Consider the following 15,986-nt stretch of genomic DNA (forward strand, 5'->3'; position numbering starts at 1 on the left):
GGTTATGACTCGAACGTCCGCCATTTCGTACGGTAATCGCTCGTACTCATGCCGGCGTAATCTTTAAATTTTTTATAGAACCAGTCGTGTTCCCGGTACCCGACCTCAAGTGCGATTTCATACGCTTTTTTGTCGGTCGTTCGCAGCAGCTCCTTCGCCCGCTCCATGCGTACCATCAGCAAATAGTCGTTGAACGAAACTTCTTCCTCCGCCTTAAACAGGCGCCCGAGGTATGCCGCATTCATGAAAATTTGATCGCCGATACTCCGCAGGCTCAAATTGCCGCCGTACTGCTCCGATACGATTCGCTTTACTTGCTCGACCGCGGTCATGGGCTGCATGGGTTGAACCGAAATCAAAGACCGCATCGTTTGCTCGCATTTGCATAAAGCGAACTCGTACAGCTTGTCGATCGTTCTTGCTTCCATGATGGCGCTGTAGTCGTCCAGCTCCGCATCGAAAATGCCCTGGAGCGGTCCTCCCTGCTCCCGTGCCATGCGGAACAGGTTGACCAGCAGCTCGAAGACGGCGGTTTGCACGACCTGCTTCGGCGCATCGCAATCGGCAAAACGCCGGCGCTGCGTTTCCAGGAGCGTGCCGACTTCATCGCGTTCCAGGCTTCTGACCGCTTCGACGATCGTCTGCACTTCCTGCACCTGCAGCAAGCTCTGTTTGCCGTCCTCCGCGGCAAACCGTTCCGGCGTAATAATCGAACGGCTGCCGAGCAGGAACTTGCGCTCCGCCATGTGATCCGCCGTATGGAACGATTTGACGACATCCTTCTGCGCATGCACCGTTTCGCCGACGCCGATCGTGACCGGCACCTTCGCGAATCTGTCGACGCACTCGACGATTTTCGCGCACAACGCCATCGTAGCCGGCTCGTTCCACGCCGATTCCGTACCGTGAAGCACGACGCCGTACCGGTCGTCCGCTTCTTCGAACATATAGCCGAATCCGCTGATGACTTCCTCCATGACGTTGCGTACCGCAAAACGTTTTATTTGGATTTCTTCGTCGGTCCAGATCGAGTCGGACTCCTCCATAAAATCCATTTCGGCGATGAGGCAGCGGAACGTCTGGCTGTCCGCCACCTCAATATGCAAGAGAGCAAACTGTTCGTCTTCCTCCCGGTTTCGCAAAAAGCCGTGCACCCACTTCTTGAGCATTTGATCCCGCATCGCAGGGATGCCGAGGTACAGCTGTTTGGCCAGCAAATGTTCATGCGCGATTTCTTGTTTAACCGCTCCAAGCAGCCGGTTCACGTCGTCTCGCGAAACCGGCTTAAGCAAATAGTCTTTAACGCCATAGCTCATGCACTGCCTGATGTAATCGAACTCCTCATACCCGCTCATGACGATGACCGGTATGCGCGAGAACTCCCGCACGCGGCGTATCAGGTCGAGACCGCTCATCTCCGGCATCCGGATATCGGTAATCATCAAATCGAACGCTTGCCGCCGAAGCGCCTCCAGCGCCTCTTCGCCATCCGTCGCCTCACCGGCGATCGTGAAGCCGAGCGGCTCCCATTCCAGCAAATATTTCATCGCTTTCAGCGCACCGGGCTCGTCGTCCACCAGCAGCACCTTCAACATGATTCTCACCACCCTCGACGGATCTGGACCATTCTTTTTGACACATTGCCTACTCATCCGCCGGAAGCTCGATCGTTGCCTTGAGCCCTTCGCCCGGTTCGCTTTTCAACCGGAGCCCGTAAGCCGGGCCGTATAAATGGCCGATTCGGCGATGAATGTTGCGCAGCCCGATACTTTTGCCTTCCGCGGAATCCGTTTCCTCGTTCATTCTTGCAGCCGTTTCGGCCAATCGTTCGGGAGACATGCCCGGTCCGTTGTCGGCCACCGTGACGCTGTACCGCTCGTCGTCCAATACTAGCGCATAGACCCGGATGTGCGTCTTCTTCTTGCTTTTCTCAAGCGCATGGACGATCGCATTTTCCACCAGGGTTTGCAGCGACAGACGCGGAACGGCGAATCTTTGCAGCTCCTTCGGCACTTCGATCCGGTAAGTCAGCCGCTCGCCGAAACGGAACTGCTGGATGCGCAAATACGTTTCGACAATTTCGAGCTCTTCGCTGAGCCTGACGATATGGCCGCCCCGCCCGAGCACATTGCGGAAGGATTGAGCCAGCAGATAGATGATTTCAGCGTTCGCCCCGTCCCCTCTCTCCAGCAAATTGCCGCGGATGGCGTTCAGCGTATTGAACAAATAATGCGGATTGATCTGGGTTTGCAGCGCATACAGCTCGGACTCCTTCGTCTTCAGCTCTAGCTCTTTGCTATTGATTTCCGCCTCGTACATATCCTTGATCAGCTTATCCATACGCTGCATCATGTCGTTGAATACGTGCCCGAGCTGGCTGATTTCATCGTTGCCCTTGATTTCGACTAACGACTGCAGATTGTCCGTGTTCGTCCTGCGGATTTTACTGACCAGCACCATAAGCCGCTTCGTCAGCCCTGTCGAGATCGCATACATGAGCATAACGGAAGCAAGCATCGCAGCGATAAAAAGAATGACGGCGATCCGCTGCATTTCGCTCACTTTGGAACGCAGCTCGTCGATCGGCGTCAGGTTGATGACCTTCAGGCCTCGTACGCTGGCCCGCGAACCGAGCTCTTTCATCGAGAGCAAATATTGCTTGCCCTCGTCCTTAAAGATTCCCGAATAGGAAGATACGTTCTCCAGCTGGTTATGGAACGGGTAATCGCTCAATCGCTGCTCCTGCCTGCTCCGCTCGTAATTGTCGACCACCACATGCCCGTCCGGCAGAACGATAATAAATCGCTGCTTCTCGTTCTCCTTGGCCACGAGATCGTACAGGACGAGATCGGCCAAATCGATGGCCATGTACATTTCGCCGCCGTTCGTCTCGCTGCTCGCCTTCTGCGTCAAGCGGAACACGCCGAACCGGTAGTACATGTCCTGCCCCAAATACGTCCACGTCTTCACGAGCGGTTTATCGGAACGTTTGCCCATCTTATACCACTCGGCTTGCCGCACGGAATCGTCGATCAGCTTGACGTCCGCGAATTGAAAGGTCGGATTGTCCGTATATACCATAACTCTCAGCACGTTGCGAAGCGATGCCCGCACCCAGTTGACGGAAGGCGTGTAATGGTCCAAATAGACTTCGTAAGAATCGAGATAGGAGTCGTATCGTTTGGTGATAAGCTCCTTCAAATCGGTGTTCGCATACTGCGCATCGACGACCTGCTCGTACGATTGCAGCATATTGTCGACGTTCTCCGCCAGCTGGGAGACCGCGTAGCCGACGTCCTCCTCCATCTTCTTGATCAGAAGATTGCTGCTGTAGCGCGTCGTCAGAAAAGTTAGCGACCCTAGCAAGATGATGGCGACCAGCGTATTGGCCATAAATATTTTCGTGCGGATTTTCAAGCGTGACCACGCCTTTCCTGCCGCCTATCGATGCGGGTCTTATATAGAAACGCCGAACACCCTGCCGCGCGCAGGATGTCCGGTATCCGTCATTCGGTTATTTAACCGTCTTATTGTAGCTGTCGACATAAGTCTTCCACGTGTCGGTCCACAATTGCTCCAGCTTCTTCTGACCGCCTTTGTCGATTTCGGCGACAAGGCTCGACCATGCCTTCTCGAATTCCTCCGGGGACTTCGCCAAAATAACCTTCGGCGTTTCCTTCACCCAGATGCCTTCGATCTTCTTGAAGATGGCGTTCACTTCCTCCGGCGCATTCAGTTGCCACAAGTATGCGGGGATGTATTCCGGCTTCGGCAGGAAATCCGCCCACACCTTCTTGCCGTATTTCGCCAAAATGTCCTTCGTCGGCTGATCGTAGTTTTTCTGAATAAACGCTGTCGTAGTCGGCGTCGCATAGTCGCCGTCGTCAAGCTTGGCGCCGTCGCCGAAGCTGAATCGGGTGTAAATGCCGCTCGTGCCTTCCTTGACCGCATAATCGGGATCCGCCTTCACCTTGTCGATGTACTCTTGCTTGCGTACGCGCTTTCCATCGACGAGATCGTAATGCTGTCCCTCGATGCCCCAGTTGATCAGCTTTTGCCCTTCGTCGGTAAAGAGGAAATCGATAAACTGGATGATCCGCTCCGGGTTCTTGGCATTTTTGGTAATGCCCCAGTTGTTGTTCGAGCCGCTGGCTACAACGGTGTTGGAATGATCCGCAACTTTATCGTTGAAATACACGGACAGTTTGGCGTATTGCTTGCTTGCTTTGCCCGCCGCTACAAGGGATTGCTCCGGACTGGTCAGCACCCACTGCGGCACGTAGCCGGCAAGTACGCGGCCTTGCGCAATTTTAGCGCCCATCGTTTCGTAATTCAAGCTGAAAATTTCTTTGTCGAGCATGCCGGCATTTTGCAGCTTGTTCAAAAATTTGTAGTAATCCTTCGTAAAATCGGCTGTCAGCGCCAGATGAACATTATTGGAAGCGTCGATGTAGAAACGGCCGTGATCCGGCAAACCCGCGGCATTGATCGCCGGGTTGTTGAACGTAAGGTCGGGACCCGCTCCAGAGAACGCAACGACCTCTTGGCCGTCGACGGTCGGATGTTTGTCGTAGTACGCTTTCAGTACGTCAAACAATTGATCGAGCGTCTTGACTTCCGGATAACCGGCTTCCTTCAGCACATCGTACTGAACGGCAAACGAGGATTGCACGTTGGCCGGCGTCTCTTGCGCGAGATTGACGTTGTACAGCGTATAAATGTGGCCGTCCTTGTCGCGCAGCAGGTCATAAAACTTGCCGAATTTCTTCTTGATGTTCGGCCCGTATTTGTCGATCAGCGTTTCGAGCGGAATGAGCGCCCCGCCGTCGCGGTATTTCTCGGCGCGCCCGTATGTAACGACATCCGGATAATCGCCCGATGCCAGCCATATGTCGTACTTCTGCTGATCGGACGGAAGGACGGGAACGTATTCGAACTGGACGCCTGTTTTCTCCGTAAGCAGCTTGCCGATCGGCGTATCCCATTTTAATTTCGGGTCGGACGTGCTGATCGTATACTTCGCGGTTTCCTTGGCTGCATTCGCCTGGGAGCCGGCCGACGGCTGCGGAGAAGTACTTCCTTCTTCGTTCTTTCCGCAGGCAGCCAGAACGGAGGAAACGAGCACAACGGACATCGTAACGGCCAATCCTTTTTTCATGCATGACACCCTCTCTTATTGGAATTATATCATCGAAGCGGCAGGCCGTCTTACAACCGCACGCTTCGTCGATCGCCGCGTCTTGGCCGGCCGATCCATTCAAGCGCTTTCATAACGCAGGGAAAGAGCGAAGCTGCTACTCTTTCATGGATCCGACCATAATGCCCTTGATGAAAAAACGCTGCATGAACGGGTAGACGAACAAGATCGGCAGCGTGACGATGATGGTCATCGTTGCGCGAATCGATTGCGGCGTCGTCGCCCGGAGCACCTCTTTATCGACGTAGCCGGTTGCGTTGGAGGTCACCTGCGACGTCGATTGAATCAATATTTTCATCAGCTCGTACTGCAGCAGACTTAGATTGGGCCTCGTATTGTATAAGTAATTATCGAACCATGCGTTCCAGTGGCCTACCGACACGAACAGCGTCACCGTTGCGAGCACGGGCAAGCTGCAAGGGATCGCGATCCGGTAAAAGAGCTGCAAATCGCTCGCGCCGTCGATTTTGGCCGACTCCATCAACCCTTCCGGAAGCGAGTCGAAGTATGAACGGATTATCAGAGCGTTATAGACGCTGATCAGTCCGGGAATGATGTACACCCAGAACGAATTCGTCATCCCTAAGCTTTTGATAAGCAAATACCCGGGAATGATACCGCCGCTCACGTACATGCTGATGATCAGAATGAAATTGAGCCACTTGCGCAAGACGTATTCCCTGCGGGACAGCGTAAAAGCTAGCATAGCCGTGCAGGCGACCGACAGAAACGTACCGGCCAGCGTCCGTACGACCGAGCGGAGCGTCGCGCCGAGCAGGCCGTCGTTCTGAAAGACGATGAGATAATTGTTCCAAGTAAACGCGTTCGGCCACACATACACCTGCCCGCGAATCGTGTCCATCGGATCGTTCAGCGAAACCGCGAACAGATTGAGAAACGGGTACAAGGTGGCGATGCCGAGCAACGCAAGCAGCAAATAGTTGAAGCTGTCAAACACATATCCGGCCGTTCCATACGATTTGCGCATGTCCGTCCCTCCTTAAACGATTCTGGCTTGTCCGGCTTTTCTGGCGAAGTAATTCACCGTGAACACAAGCACGAGACTCACCAGACTTTTGAACATGCCGAGCGCCACGCCCACCGAATATTGCCCCGATCCGAACGATAAATTAAGCGCATACAAATCGAGCACTTCCGAATAATCGATCACAAGCGGGTTGCCGAGCAAAAATTGCGATTCATAGCCCGTATTGATCAGCGAGCCGACCGATAAAATAAGCAGAATGATTGCCGTAGGCAGCAAGCCCGGAATGGAAATCCGCCACATTTTTTGCCATCGTCCCGCTCCATCCACCTCCGCAGCCTCGTACATCTCCGGATTCAAACCCGAAATCACCGCAAGATAGATGATCGTGCTCCAGCCGAGCTCCTTCCATAAGCCGACTACGGTATGAATGACCCAGAACCACTCGCCCTTGCCCATAAAATAAATAGGCGTGTCAATCAGACCGAACTTCATCAGCATCTGATTCACGAACCCGCCGTCCGGCGACAGAAAGGTCAGCACGATGTTGGCGATGACGACCATCGAGACGAAGTGCGGGATGTAGGTTACCGTCTGTATCGTCCGCTTGAAGAAACTGACGCGCACCTCGTTAAGCAATAGCGCCAGCCCGATCGCCCCGCCGAAACCGACAATCAAGCTCATGAAGCTCATGACGAGCGTATTGCGGAGGACAAGGTAAAAATGATCGTCCTCGAACAGCAGTTTGAAGTTATCGAAGCCGACGAACGAGCTGCCGAGTATGCCTTTGGCCGGATAATATTTTTGAAACGCCATAATCCAGCCCCACAGCGGAACGTAGCTGAACAGAATGAGCAGCAGGACGAACGGAACCGACATGAGCAACAGCTGGTACTGCGAGGCGAGCTTCCGAAACGCTCCTTTTGGGCTTCCCGCATTGCGATGAACGGATAACGATTGTTTTACCGGTATGTTAGCGATGTCGCTCACCCCTTGTCTTCACATGCTTCCCCGAGTGCTTTCCGGGTGTGTCTTCATTATGAGCCGCCTGCAACCGCCGCAACAACCCGGCTAGCTGTACGATCGCCCCCGTGAAGTTGTACTTCCTCCGATATCCGATCCGGAATGATCGGCATAACAAAAACACCGGAACCGCTCTTCATGAAGGCGGATCCCGGTGTTTTTCGCTACCTTTTTACTCTTTCGTGCAACGCCGGCACAGAACGCACAAGCCTCATCGCCCGGCGGGAATCCCGGCTTGCCGGAGCCGGACGCTCTCTTCCGTCCATAATGCTCAAGCTGCCTGGGCGGCCTCCAGCCGCTTGACCAGCTCCCGGACGACGGCAACCGTATCCGCAAAATACGGACGGTAGTCGAGCTCCGCAACGAAGTCGAGAAACGTCCGGCCGGCCTTCAGCACCTGCTCCCTATACGCTCGCGCATCCACAACGAAATGATCCAAGGTCCTGTACTCGTCCCCTTGGCGTTCATCTACCTCCCGAATGTCCAAGCGGCCGCCATCCGTATGTTTCGCCGCGAACGAAAACCCTCTGCATTCCGGGTCTCCGCAGCCGCATACGAAGAAAGGCATCCTCATCCACTCGTCGGCAGGCGCCCAGCGGTTCGGCTCCGTATCCTCGAGAGCGCTCAACAACAGCGCAGGGAGCCCGACGTCGACGCAAACCGGCTCTTCGACCAGCACGCTGCCTTCGATCTCGAAGCGGACATCGGCATGGATGATTTGTAAATCTTTATCGAACGACAAATTGGCAAAAGATAATGTCAGCATCTCCGTCTCCTCTTCCCGTTTGCGCCATCGCTGCCGCAAAAGGAACTTTAGCGTAATCGTATCATCTTGCGGCGGCGGCTGACAACCCGCCTCCTTGCGCCGGCTTTTTTCGAAGGATTCCTCCCACAACATTCAGGTTAAAATTACCAATTATTTTTGGAGTAACTTTTCTGAATTGGTTCATAATACCTGTACAGGAGGTGATAATGATGGCTCAAGGACAAGGACAAAACCGCTCCAGCAACTCTCTTGTCGTCCCTCAAGCAAACGCTGCTCTCGATCAGCTGAAATATGAGGTGGCGCAAGAACTGGGCATTCAAATCCCGCAGGACGGATACTACGGTTACATGGCTACTCGCGACACGGGTGCGATCGGTGGTTATATCACACGCCGCCTCGTACAAATCGCCGAGCAGCAATTGGCAGGACAATTCTCCCGCTAAACACATAACGCTTCGAATGAAAAAGGTGACTACCGTCACCTTTTTTCATGTTTCCATAGCCGATGCCGGGCAAGCGGCAACTAAAAAAGCGCCTCGGCAGAGGCGCATTACGATTATTATAAGGAATTAGTGCTAATGCAGTTCTTTTTCTTTTACGCCCTTGCGCGAGTCTTTGGAAACAAACAGCGTAGCCATGTTGTAGTTCGATTCGAACTGGACGCTTGCGTGAAGCGTATTCTGCTTCAGCGCAAATTCGAACACGATTTCACCGTGCGTCCAGTGATGCTTGTGGCGAAGGGCTTCCATCGCCATCTTGCGGAACGATTGCAGATGCGTCTCCGACAGCCCGGCGTCGCTCACTTGCAGCAAGCCGCCTTTGCTCTCGACCGGATAGTGGCGGCATCCGAATTTGCCAACGATATTGTTGCGGATCTGCACGAACACCACGCCCGACGTCATCCGGCTCAACTCTTCCTTTACTTCGCGGAAAACGACTTCAAGTTGCTTAGTCAATGGCAGTTGTTCCAAATACATCAAATTCCCTCCTTTCGCTAGTAGGATGGTAAATTCGACTCAGTTGTGTAAAATATATGTAAGTTATGCAGGTCTTATGTCACATTATACGAGGACCTCTTTCCTAATTCAACACTAATTTGCATATTTATGAAAAATTAGGCACAAACGCGAAAAAAGACGGCGAATGCTCGTCCGTCCCGGTCTATAGCCCTATTCAAGGGTGATGGATGAAGATTTCCGTGCCAGCCATACCGGGATGCATCCCTTACCTTCCGAACGGCACGTAGTCCTCTTTATTCAGTTCCAGCAGCTTGGCGATCGGAATGCCGGTGTTCTCGTGAATATCAAGCATCGTACTCTTCGGGTTCCGCTTTACGTAATCGCGCACCTGTATATACATTTCGTTCTGAACGGTCTGACAATCGCTGCAGTATGGCGTTCTCGTCTGCAAATAGAGAGTTCCGCATCTCTTGCAATTTCCCAGTGTCATCGGACTCACTCTCCCTTTCCTATCTCCCTATCTTTCGATCCCTCGACATAAGACGCATCTATCGTTCGATCCTGACAATTTTTTCTACAGCATTCGCACCGTCATCCGTCAATGCGGGGGTGCCTATATATTTATTATAAAAGGGCACCACGGCCTATACTAGGGTTTCTGGCACTAGCCGCGGGTACTAAATTTCATAGACCAATCGATAAGGCGATGGTATAATCTAGGATACATATCAATGTCATGTCGAAGGAGTTGTCGAACGTATGGGTTGGTTCTACGGAAAATCTTTCAAGAGAAAGCTCCAAATCGGCTGCTATGCGCTGGTGACGGTTTTATCGGTTTTGTTCGTCATCTTCACGCATTCATGGCTGGGCGTTCTTCTTGTGCTCGCGTTTTTCGGACTCAGCTATCCTTTTATTAACTGGTTGGAGAGAGCGCTTACAGAACCGATCGACAACATCACCAGAAGCGCGATGAACATCGCCAAAGGCGATTTTTCGCAGAAAGTGTACATAAATTCCGACGACGCCCTTGGCGAGCTGGCCGATTCCTTCAACAAGATGATCGACAGGCTGAAGGACATTTTGAAGGAAACGTCAGCGACCTCCAAGACGGTAGCGGAAGCAAGCCAGGACAGCTTCCTGCAGAACAAGAACCTGATGGAAGTCATCGGACAAGTGACGACATCCGCAGGCGAGCTGGCTGCCGGAGCCAATCAAATTTCGGAAGAGGTAGGGAACATCTCCGTTGCGATCAAGGATATCGAAACGCGCGTTACCGATTACGCGCATTCGACCAAGGACATGAACCTGCACTCCGACAAAATGGTGGATCTCGTCGATAAAGGACGGGTAGCGGTCGAATCTCAAAATGAAGGGATGAAACGTAACGTAGAAGCGACGACCATGGTGTCGTCGGCCATCGATCTTCTGGCCAAGCAAGCGAACAATATCTCGCGCATTACGCGCACGATATCCGATATTGCCGAGCAGACGAACCTCCTCTCGCTCAACGCTTCCATCGAAGCGGCACGCGCCGGCGAGCACGGCAAAGGGTTTGCCGTCGTCGCCCAGGAGGTGCGCAAACTCGCCGTGGAATCGACGGCGTCGACCAAAGAAGTATTCGGCCTGGTTCGCAGCATCCAGCAAAGCATCGACCAAGCGCTTCACAACATTCAAACGAATGAAAGCATCGTTCGGGAGCAAACGACGCTGATCTCCGAGACGGAGAAAATTTTCTCTGAAATCGTCGACAGCATTCAATTCATTACGAAGCAGATTTACTCCTTCGCCAAGGAAAGCGACTTGATGCTGGAACGGGCGCAAACCATTTCGGCGACGATGGAAAACATCTCGGCGATTACGGAGGAATCCGCCGCCGGTACCGAAGAGGTTTCCGCTTCCATGAACGAGCAGATCGCCGCGGTGCAAGGCATGGTCAAGCAGTCCGAAAATATGGCCTCTTCGGCCAATCAGCTTCAGAAAGCGATTCAAATTTTCAAGCTATAGCGTTCGAGCCGAAGGCTGCCTGCGGGCAGCCTTTGCTGCTTGCCGGGAACCCCGCCCTTGATCGAAGGCCGGCCGTATGTTTAAATGAATGCATGTAGCACAGGCAGAAAGGCGGTTTATTCGATGAAACCTTTACAAATCTCGCCGGATACGGCGGTAAAGCTGGCAAAAGCGCTTGGCGTGCCGCTTGAGCATTTGATGCATATGCCGCAGCATATATTGCTGCAGAAGATGGCGGAGCTGGCCAAGCAAACGCCGGCGGAATCCGCAAGCCCGGACAAGAGCGGTCCGGAGCAGCAATCATGATTCCTTTTGCCAACACTTGGCCGTACGAAACGATGGGACAAGACATTTACGTGCAGGAATGCCCGTTTTGTCAAGCCGCTAACGTTCTGCTGAAATTGAAAAAGGAAGAGCTGCCGGAAATCCGGGACGGACGCAAGAAGCTTCTCGTCTTCCCGTGCTGCCATAACAAAATGACGGTTGTCGATACGGATAACGATTACTTGCTCAGCGACCGGCCGATTCGGAACGGCAAGATGTAATCCGGGATACCGGCACAAAGCGAAAAAGCCCATTGAAAGAACGAATAAACCTCCGAATCCATATAGCGGATCGGAGGTTTATTCGTTTGCTTTCGCATCACTACGTATGTACGATGAAGGACTACTTCGTGTTTTGTTTCATTTCATCAGGCAGCTCCATTTGAGCCTCGATCATATCTTCCCGCGTGGCGACCCATTGCTCCCGGCTGGCGCGAATCATTGCGGAGTCCATGATTTTCTTGTCGTTGATTACCCGCCCGAACCATAGAACCGCATCCTTATACTGTCCGGTCCGCCGGCTCAGCTCCCCGATCAAATACATCAGCCTGGCGTTATTCACATCCGCGCCTTCCGTTTCGTAAACCTTGACGTAAGCGCTTAAAGCATGTTCCAGGAAACGCTGCTCCTGCTCGCGGTCTCCCTTCTCTCTCCACAGCCAGGCGATATGGTGAAGCATGCCCGCAATAATCCGGTCCTTCTCCTGCTTGATCTGCGCGCAGAGAAGGGCGAGCTTGAACGTCTGCATCGCCTCGTCCCAGCCGCGTTTGCCCCCGTAATCCCGCATGGACCAGTTGCTCCTCACTCTCTCTTCGAACGTTTTCCGCTGCGATGCGGTGAACCGGTCGGAGAAGTTTTCGGTGCTGGCAAACCCGCAGACCGGGCACACCTTGACCACATAGTAGTCCGGGTTTACTTCTTTATACCTTAAATAAAAGTCCGTATCGCTGCCGCTCGGCTTTTTGAAGCTTGGCCGAACGCGCGAGGATTCAAAGACGCTTTCGCAATACATGCAGGTCACTTGCGTTTGAAATAACGGTTCGACAGCCGTCATCCGCCGATCATCCTTTCCTTCTTAACCGTAAGTGGCACAATTGCCAGGATAGGTGCAGGTCAAGCTTAGCCGGACGAATCGTCCGTGTTGACAAAATGATAAGCCGGCCCTTGCAGCCGCTCAAGCACCACCTGCCGGAGCGTCTCGTCGATCCCGATCTCTTCGAGCGCCGCTTTCATACAGCTCAGCCACGCATTCGCGCGCTTCGGCGTGATCGGGAACGGCATGTGCCGCGCACGCATCATCGGATGGCCGTATTCGTCCGAAAATAACGAAGGTCCGCCGAAAAATTGCGAAAGAAACATGAACTGCTTGTCCATGACCGGCAAAATATTTTCGGGAAACAAAGGGCCCAGATCGGGATGCGCCTGCACCTTCGGATAGAACGCTTCAACGATACGGCGAACGGCCTGTTCGCCGCCGATCGCTTCATATATGGTCAACTTGTTCGCTTCGCTCATAGGATCGTTCTCCTGCTGTGGAATGGCTGCTCGTCCCGAATCCATACGGGGCGCCAGCGGAAACTTTTACGTTTACTCGTATTGTAGCATAAAGCGTCATGGATGTCCTTGTTCATTCATATCTTGAAGTGTAGTCTGTCCGCCGACCAGCAGGTTCAATCAAACGCCGGACAGCCGGGAGGTACTTGATGCGCTTAAAGCCATTTCATATGCTAGCTCTGGCGCTGCTTGCGGTGGGGCTTTTCATGATCGCATTCCCCTCTGAGGGAACGGCAGCGGCAACGAGAGGCATCGCCATTTGGTGGGACGTGCTGTTTCCCGCCCTGTTCCCCTTCTTCGTCATTGCGGAGCTGATGCTCGGCTTCGGGCTGGTACACTTTTTCGGCATGCTGCTCGATCCGCTCATGAGGCCTTTGTTCCGCGTCCCCGGCATCGGGGGCTTCGTAATGGCCATGGGCTTTGCATCCGGTTATCCGGTCGCCGCGCGGCTCACCTCCCAACTATGGGATCAAAACCTTGTCAACCGCGAAGAAGGCGAGCGTCTGGTCGCATTCACGACGACATCGGATCCGATTTTTTTGATCGGCGCCGTGTCGGTCGGTTTCTTTCACGATGTCAGGCTGGCTGTCGTGCTGGCTGCCGCTCATTACGGGAGCGCCGTGCTGCTTGGCTTCCTCATGCGGTTTCACGGCCGGGGAGGGAAAGCGGAGCCAACCTCATCAAGCCGTTCGTACAAGCGCCCCCCCAAAGAACAATCGCTGCTCAAACGGGCCTTCGCCGCTATGCACGAGGCAAGGCTGCGAGACGGGCGCGTAGTCGGCACGATGCTCAATCAGGCGATCAAAATCGCCATTCAGCTCATTATGGTCGTAGGCGGACTGGTCGTTTTTTTCTCCGTCGTGCTCGAGGCCATGCGCGTCACTCACTTTCTCGACTATTTATCCGCCGCCATCGGCACCATACTGGGCTTGTTCGGCATGCCGGGGCCGCTCGCCGAAGCCATCATCAGCGGATTGTTTGAAGTCACGCTCGGGGCGAAAGCGGCCGGAGCCGGAGGCGCCTCCATACCGCTCATGTACCAAGTGTCTGCCGCTGCATTCGTGCTCTCTTGGGCCGGCTTTTCCGTCCATGCGCAGATCGTCAGCTTACTCTACCGCACTCCCTTCCGCTATACGCCATTCGTTGTTGCGCGGCTCCTTCACGGTATTTTATCGGCCGGCGCGGTACTTCTTCTTTGGGACCGGCTGCAGCCCGTACAATCCGCCGCATTGACGGCGCTGGCCTCGCTTAGGTCTTCAGAAGGAGGTCCTCGCTTGGAATGGGGAACCGCATTGCCCGCGCTGCTTATGCTGTTTGCCGCAGCCGTCGCCCTGCTTCTCGCTTTTTCCGTCATCTTTGCAATAATCAAAGGGATAGGGAAACGATTTTCCTCCTGAGCCTGTCTTATACATAAGATGGTGCCTACAGCACAGGATAAGCATTGTGTTCTAAAAAGTAATTGTTTATTATGAAATTAGTCCATCCGATGGATGGCAATTCCAACAACTTGGTGATCCTATGAAATGGAACGATGTCCTTACGCAAGATATGGTCATACCTGATACCGATTGCCAGCTGATCGTCGTCGGCGAGACGAAGGAAGGCGGGCCGTTCTGCTATGAGGACAGCTTTCGCATCGAGAAGGTGACCGACAAGCAATTGACGGTCAGCTTTGACATTCGCGCTCAAAATCCGTTCGACCGATTGGAGCACGTCACCTTCGTGGAGTATTCGTTCCGCGAACGCGGCGTCCAATTTTATTCGTTCGTGCAGCTGCTCCAAATGGAAACGCATAAAGGCAAATGCTTGCTGACGCTATCGGCGCCGGAAGAGCTGCATCTTTTTCAAAATCGAAGGTATAACCGGATAACGCTACCCGTCAAAACGCCTGTCATGTGCAAAATCGTGGGCATCCGCTCCAATTCGGCAAAGCACGGCATTTCGTTTACGGGAACCATGCTCGATTTATGCGCAGGCGGACTAGCCCTCGTCACCAATTCCCGTATGTTTAAACCGCTCTTCCTGGAGGTATCGTTTCACCTGCCGGATGAGGAGGAGAAGTTTCTAGTATCGGGCGAGGTGCTCCGCGTTACCCCTTACAGCATCGATTCCTACAGGGTCGCGCTCGAATTCCGCGATACTCCGGAATCGCTGCTGCAACGAATCCATGCTTACTGCGAGCGGCACGCATGAGCAGCAAGTCCTTGGCCCGCCGCTTACGAAATTCGCTTTTGGCATACGCTTTATAGATTGAGGAGGACTGTCGCTTGAACTATTTCGTTGTGGACCGCGGGGACGAGGCTTCCCAGCGTCTAGCCGAACACTTTCACAAGCTCGCTGCCAACCATGGACTGAAGCTGGACGAGGACAAGCCCGATATCGTCCTTTCGATCGGCGGCGACGGCACCATGCTGCATGCCTTCCACAAATTCGTTACGAAGATCGATCATATCGCTTTCGTCGGGATCCACACGGGCCATCTCGGATTTTTCGCCGACTGGAAGCCGGACGAAATCGAGTATCTTCTGGCGCTAATGATTCAGCCCGCCCCCATCAGCAAGCTAAAGATCGTTCAATATCCGCTGCTCGATATTTCGATTACGACGGAAACCGGAACCGAATCGCATTTGGCCTTGAACGAGTTTACGCTGAAAGGCGTCGAGAAGATGCTTGTGGCGCAGCTCAACGTTAACGACGAGATGTTCGAAATGTTCCGCGGCGACGGCATCTGCATATCGACGCCATCCGGCAGTACCGCCTACAACAAAAGCTTGGGCGGCGCGCTGCTTCATCCTGCTATCGAAGCCATTCAGATCGCCGAAATCGCCTCGATCAACAACCGCGTCTACCGGACGCTCGGCTCTTCGATGATTTTGCCCAAGCATCATCATTGCGATATTTACCCGAAAGGGAAGCATCAATTGGTGTTATCCGTCGACCATAACCTTTCGCTCCGCAACGACGTCGTTTCCGTCCGCACGATGGTCTCGACGCAAAAAGTACGGTTCGCCCGCTACCGTCCTTTTCCGTTCTGGGATCGGGTGCGCGAGGCGTTCATCGGGTTCGAGGAAAAATAAAAAAGCAGGGTAGCATAGCGATTAATGAGTGAGAAAAGTAGAATGTCCGGCTGAACTACGTAGAGGGTATCCCTTTCCGGCCGCTCTTGTGTTCGGGA

General features: G+C 53.6%; 17 protein-coding genes. 7 read left to right on the plus strand and 10 right to left on the minus strand.

Annotated features, from left to right (window positions below):
• Positions 1-2: 2 nt before the first annotated feature.
• The 6 genes from ACKGJP_RS29080 to ACKGJP_RS29105 form a co-directional block, all read right to left on the minus strand.
• Entirely contained in the window at positions 3-1,595 is a 1,593-nt protein-coding gene (locus tag ACKGJP_RS29080) for a response regulator (RefSeq protein WP_409342264.1), read from the minus strand.
• A gap of 49 nt (positions 1,596-1,644) precedes the next feature.
• Positions 1,645-3,417 carry a sensor histidine kinase gene (locus ACKGJP_RS29085; protein WP_409342265.1) on the minus strand — a complete coding sequence of 591 codons (1,773 nt, stop codon included), beginning with the start codon at positions 3,415-3,417 and terminating at the stop codon, positions 1,645-1,647.
• Between the two features lie 97 nt (positions 3,418-3,514).
• On the minus strand, positions 3,515-5,158 hold the full coding sequence (locus ACKGJP_RS29090) for an extracellular solute-binding protein (protein WP_409342266.1): 1,644 nt from the start codon (positions 5,156-5,158) through the stop codon (positions 3,515-3,517).
• 136 nt (positions 5,159-5,294) lie between these two features.
• A complete protein-coding gene (locus ACKGJP_RS29095; protein ID WP_409342267.1) occupies positions 5,295-6,185 on the minus strand; it encodes a carbohydrate ABC transporter permease in 891 nt (296 codons plus the stop codon).
• Between the two features lie 12 nt (positions 6,186-6,197).
• Positions 6,198-7,163 (minus strand): ABC transporter permease, encoded by a 966-nt coding sequence (locus tag ACKGJP_RS29100; RefSeq protein WP_409347284.1) that lies wholly within the window; start codon positions 7,161-7,163, stop codon positions 6,198-6,200.
• A 313-nt stretch (positions 7,164-7,476) separates the two neighbouring features.
• Positions 7,477-7,971: a hypothetical protein gene (locus tag ACKGJP_RS29105; RefSeq protein ID WP_409342268.1), complete on the minus strand. Its 495-nt coding sequence runs from the start codon at positions 7,969-7,971 to the stop codon at positions 7,477-7,479.
• Positions 7,972-8,180: 209 nt separating this feature from the next.
• Between ACKGJP_RS29105 and ACKGJP_RS29110 the strand changes: the two genes are divergently transcribed.
• Positions 8,181-8,414, plus strand: coding sequence for a small, acid-soluble spore protein, alpha/beta type (locus tag ACKGJP_RS29110; protein ID WP_409347285.1), 234 nt, complete (start codon positions 8,181-8,183; stop codon positions 8,412-8,414).
• A gap of 132 nt (positions 8,415-8,546) precedes the next feature.
• Here ACKGJP_RS29110 and ACKGJP_RS29115 read toward each other — a convergent pair whose 3' ends face one another.
• Both ACKGJP_RS29115 and ACKGJP_RS29120 read right to left on the minus strand, forming a co-directional pair.
• The gene (locus ACKGJP_RS29115; RefSeq protein WP_409342269.1) at positions 8,547-8,948 is read right to left on the minus strand and encodes an O-methyltransferase; all 402 of its coding nucleotides are present in this window, start codon (positions 8,946-8,948) and stop codon (positions 8,547-8,549) included.
• Between the two features lie 247 nt (positions 8,949-9,195).
• Positions 9,196-9,420, minus strand: a complete 225-nt coding sequence (locus ACKGJP_RS29120) for a hypothetical protein (protein WP_409342270.1) — start codon at positions 9,418-9,420, stop codon at positions 9,196-9,198.
• Positions 9,421-9,689: 269 nt separating this feature from the next.
• On the opposite strand from ACKGJP_RS29120, the gene ACKGJP_RS29125 reads away from it, so the two are divergent.
• The 3 genes from ACKGJP_RS29125 (at position 9,690) to ACKGJP_RS29135 (ending at position 11,479) form a co-directional block, all read left to right on the plus strand.
• Positions 9,690-10,934 carry a methyl-accepting chemotaxis protein gene (locus tag ACKGJP_RS29125; RefSeq protein WP_409342271.1) on the plus strand — a complete coding sequence of 415 codons (1,245 nt, stop codon included), beginning with the start codon at positions 9,690-9,692 and terminating at the stop codon, positions 10,932-10,934.
• Positions 10,935-11,057: 123 nt separating this feature from the next.
• A complete protein-coding gene (locus ACKGJP_RS29130; RefSeq protein ID WP_409342272.1) occupies positions 11,058-11,240 on the plus strand; it encodes a YycC family protein in 183 nt (60 codons plus the stop codon).
• Positions 11,237-11,479 carry a hypothetical protein gene (locus ACKGJP_RS29135; protein ID WP_409342273.1) on the plus strand — a complete coding sequence of 81 codons (243 nt, stop codon included), beginning with the start codon at positions 11,237-11,239 and terminating at the stop codon, positions 11,477-11,479. Before ACKGJP_RS29130 ends, ACKGJP_RS29135 begins: the two co-directional genes overlap by 4 nt.
• Before the next feature lie 121 nt (positions 11,480-11,600).
• Here the strand turns inward: ACKGJP_RS29135 and ACKGJP_RS29140 are convergent, their stop codons facing one another.
• Together ACKGJP_RS29140 and ACKGJP_RS29145 are read right to left on the minus strand one after the other, a co-directional pair.
• The gene (locus tag ACKGJP_RS29140; protein WP_409342274.1) at positions 11,601-12,311 is read right to left on the minus strand and encodes a DUF2225 domain-containing protein; all 711 of its coding nucleotides are present in this window, start codon (positions 12,309-12,311) and stop codon (positions 11,601-11,603) included.
• A 65-nt stretch (positions 12,312-12,376) separates the two neighbouring features.
• The gene (locus ACKGJP_RS29145; RefSeq protein WP_409342275.1) at positions 12,377-12,772 is read right to left on the minus strand and encodes a globin; all 396 of its coding nucleotides are present in this window, start codon (positions 12,770-12,772) and stop codon (positions 12,377-12,379) included.
• Positions 12,773-12,960: 188 nt separating this feature from the next.
• On the opposite strand from ACKGJP_RS29145, the gene ylbJ reads away from it, so the two are divergent.
• The 3 genes from ylbJ (at position 12,961) to ACKGJP_RS29160 (ending at position 15,888) form a co-directional block, all read left to right on the plus strand.
• A complete protein-coding gene (gene ylbJ, locus ACKGJP_RS29150) occupies positions 12,961-14,208 on the plus strand; it encodes a sporulation integral membrane protein YlbJ (RefSeq protein WP_409342276.1) in 1,248 nt (415 codons plus the stop codon).
• Between the two features lie 121 nt (positions 14,209-14,329).
• On the plus strand, positions 14,330-15,004 hold the full coding sequence (locus tag ACKGJP_RS29155; protein WP_409342277.1) for a PilZ domain-containing protein: 675 nt from the start codon (positions 14,330-14,332) through the stop codon (positions 15,002-15,004).
• A 74-nt stretch (positions 15,005-15,078) separates the two neighbouring features.
• Positions 15,079-15,888: an NAD kinase gene (locus ACKGJP_RS29160; protein WP_409342278.1), complete on the plus strand. Its 810-nt coding sequence runs from the start codon at positions 15,079-15,081 to the stop codon at positions 15,886-15,888.
• The last annotated feature ends 98 nt before the right edge of the window (positions 15,889-15,986 follow it).

The sequence above is a fragment of the Paenibacillus litoralis genome (assembly GCF_046244365.1).
Classification (GTDB): Bacteria; Bacillota; Bacilli; order Paenibacillales; family NBRC-103111; genus Paenibacillus_V.